At 47.2% G+C, this 3,030-nt stretch carries 2 protein-coding genes and 1 pseudogene; all 3 read right to left on the bottom strand.

All coding sequences use genetic code 11. From position 1 onward, the window contains the following. A pseudogene (locus FHW04_RS23400) lies at window positions 1–240 on the bottom strand (hypothetical protein); the annotation flags it as partial. A 1,123-nt stretch (window positions 241–1,363) separates the two neighbouring features. Further along, window positions 1,364–2,647 carry a globin domain-containing protein gene (locus FHW04_RS23395; protein ID WP_033755959.1) on the bottom strand — a complete coding sequence of 428 codons (1,284 nt, stop codon included), beginning with the start codon at window positions 2,645–2,647 and terminating at the stop codon, window positions 1,364–1,366. A 219-nt stretch (window positions 2,648–2,866) separates the two neighbouring features. After that, window positions 2,867–3,030 (bottom strand): IS1 family transposase (locus FHW04_RS23390; RefSeq protein WP_032237979.1); only part of this gene is annotated, 164 nt, incomplete at its 5' end.

Raw genomic sequence — 3,030 nt, 5'->3', positions numbered from 1 at the left:
GCCGGTCAACCGGGTCAGCGAGCTGCTACCCTGGCGCATCACACTGCCAACTGAATAACACATCCCCGTCAATACGGTTCTCGCTGTACGCTTACGTTTACAGTGGAGCTGGATACTGTAGTTTATGCTTTTCAGATAAGGCAGCTTGCTGCAAGGCATCAGTCCGGAGAGGATTTGAGGCAGATCAAGAACCTGGTGGATGATGTCATAAGGTCTATGGAGGTAAATCTTAAGTATCATTATCATTATCATTATCAGAATCGCTTACACCTGAAGATGTGGTCCGAACTCTTCAAAAACCTCAATACCTTTACGAATAAATGTTCAGATCCTGACTGGATGACTGTCATCGCCTATGCCAGACGGCAGGTGAGCCGCAAAAAGGGCGCCGCAAAGGCCAGGCTCAAGTAAATACAGACCTCGGCTCGGTCATTGTATTTGATAACCCGATACAGGTTTACCGCCTGGCTTTATTAAAAAGGTCGGCCGGCCGGACACTTCAGGCACGCTAAGGCGCTGAAGCTGCGCCGAACCTGCCGCTAAAAGCATGGAAAACCCTTAACAGGTTTTGAGGTTTGATCAATTCCTGAACCTGATGAAAAAAATAAGAGTGCAATATGGGAAAATATTTTTATCTTTCAAGGCAATTCGAAGTCACGGGTGCTTTGTTTGTACATACAGCTGGGTGTAAATCACTGCCTGGCGTTGAAAATCGCGTTTTTTTGGGCACTTTTTACCATACCCGGGACGCAATGAAGGTAGCGAAATCCAGGGATGCTGAGGCGAGGCCTTGTCCTAGATGCTTTACTTCCCTCTATAAAACATGAATCTGCTGACTACGATCTAATCGGGATAACACCACGCAATCATCTTTGAGCTTTGGAAGAGGGCAGACAGAAATAAATTTCTTATTCTTAAGCGGATCAGAATGTACTTTCTTTCCCGCTCCGGTCAGGCATTTTGCAAAAGAAAAGAGAATGCAGTTTATTCCGAGCATAAGCGTTTCCGTTTTTCATCTGCAGCATAAACCGCGTATTTCCGGACGCTTATGAACATGGTGAACATGTCATTCATAAACGTGACGTTTTTAACAGGCTTTGTTGTGTGCATTCATTTTTTGCATGGCCTGAAATCAGGCTGCCTCTGCAAACGGTAAGAAAGGTACGCTGCCCGGTTTCATGTGCCCTGCGTAAGTTTTCAGAAAAGCCGTTCCTGTACCTCCTGGCAACGACAGGAAAACCTTGTCAGATGGAAAAGGGACAGCAGAACAAAGCGCTGGGCGGCAGTCAGCGCCCTGTCCCGGTTACAGGGCAATAACCTTTTCGGTAACGCTCAGGCACCTTTTCCTGGGATGATTTACGGATTACAGGTGAACGCCACCTGTGGTAAACGCTTCACTGAAGATCCTCTCCGGTGGGATCCCCAGACGGAGCAGGGCCTGGTATTGCTCCTGCATAAAAGGTACCGGCCCGCAAAGGTAATAGTCAGCCTCTTTCGGTAAACAGGCAGCAGGCATTTCATCCAGCTTAAGACGTCCTTGCATGTGGTAGTTTTTGCCGGCAACCTCACCTTCTTTGACATTTTCATAAGCGATAAACAGATGAAGATTTCTGTTCCGGCGCGCTAAATTCTCCAGCTCTTCACGCAGGGCATGGGCCTCTGAACTGCGGGCCGCATGGATAAAATAAATATCTTTTTTGCCCTCTGACTGCTTTTCCGTGATGGCAGAGTCGCCTGTACCGGCAGCAGAAGATAAATTTGGGTCCGCATGTTCTGCAAGCAGGTGGTTTACCATTGATATCATTGGGGTCAGTCCGACGCCTGCGCTGATAAGAACATTCGTATTATCCGGGTTCAGAAGGTAAAAGTTTCCGGTCGGGGCGCTGAGTTCAACGATGTCACCTTCCTGAACAGCATTATGCAGCGTTGAAGAGACGTAACCGGGATCCTGCCCTTCGATACGGGGATCTTCGCGTTTTACGGATATACGCAGATAATTATCAGCAGGACTGCTCGAAAGACTGTACTGGCGGGGTTGTCTAATCCCCAAGGCAGGTACCATAACCCGGAGCGTGATATACTGGCCCGGTTTATAAGGAGGCAGCGCCTGTCTGTCCTTGGGGACAAGATAAAATGATGTAATTTCGGCACTTTCCATGACTTTTCTGTCCACAATAAAATCACGCCAGCCAACCCAGCTGCCGCTGGTATTTTTATGCTCCTCATACAGTTGTTTCTCCGTCGCGATAAAAATATCAGCCAGCTGCTGATACGCTTCCGCCCAGGCCCTGATTAATTCATCATCCATGGAGATATTAAGCACTTCACTGATGGAATGGAGCAGATTTTCGCCAACAGTATCATAATCAGGAGTCTGTATATTCAAACTGACGTGCTTATGGCAGATAAGCTCAATAACCGGTGCCAGCACACCGGGATTATCAATATTTTCAGCATACGCCAGCACTGCGCCAGCCAGCGCTTTGGCCTGAGCACCGCTTCGCTGATGCCCCATATTAAACGTTTCTTTCAGGTCAGGGTTGTTTTTTAACATTCTCTTGTAAAAATAATCGGTCAGCGCCACTCCGTTTTCTTTCAGAACGGGGACTGTAGCTTTAACCTGTTCTTTTTGTTTTTCACTTAACATATTAACCTCACAATGCCTTCATGCTGCCGTAACGAATAAACTGAACCCAGAGTTTAGTATGGCCGAGTCAGGCCTTTCCACCCTTAAGCATAATCACAGACAGCCAATAAACACATTCTCACCTGAATTTATTCTTCTTTTTTAGCCGAATATGCCATTGCTCTGGCCATTCTGTTGCCGCTTTTCCATAAAGAAAGCAGGTTAGGTAATGACTCCAAATTATTGATAGTGTTTTATGTTCAGATAATGCCCGATGACTTTGTCATGCAGCTCCACCGATTTTGAGAGCGACAGCGACTTCCGTCCCAGCCGTGCCAGGTGCTGCCTCAGATTCAGGTTATGCCGCTCAATTCGCTGCGTATATCGCTTGCTGATTACGTGCA

Source organism: Pantoea sp. AN62 (assembly GCF_050432985.1).
Taxonomy (GTDB): domain Bacteria; phylum Pseudomonadota; class Gammaproteobacteria; order Enterobacterales; family Enterobacteriaceae; genus Pantoea; species Pantoea brenneri.
Note: the sequence above shows the minus strand (reverse complement) of the source record. Positions and strands in the feature narration are given on the sequence as shown.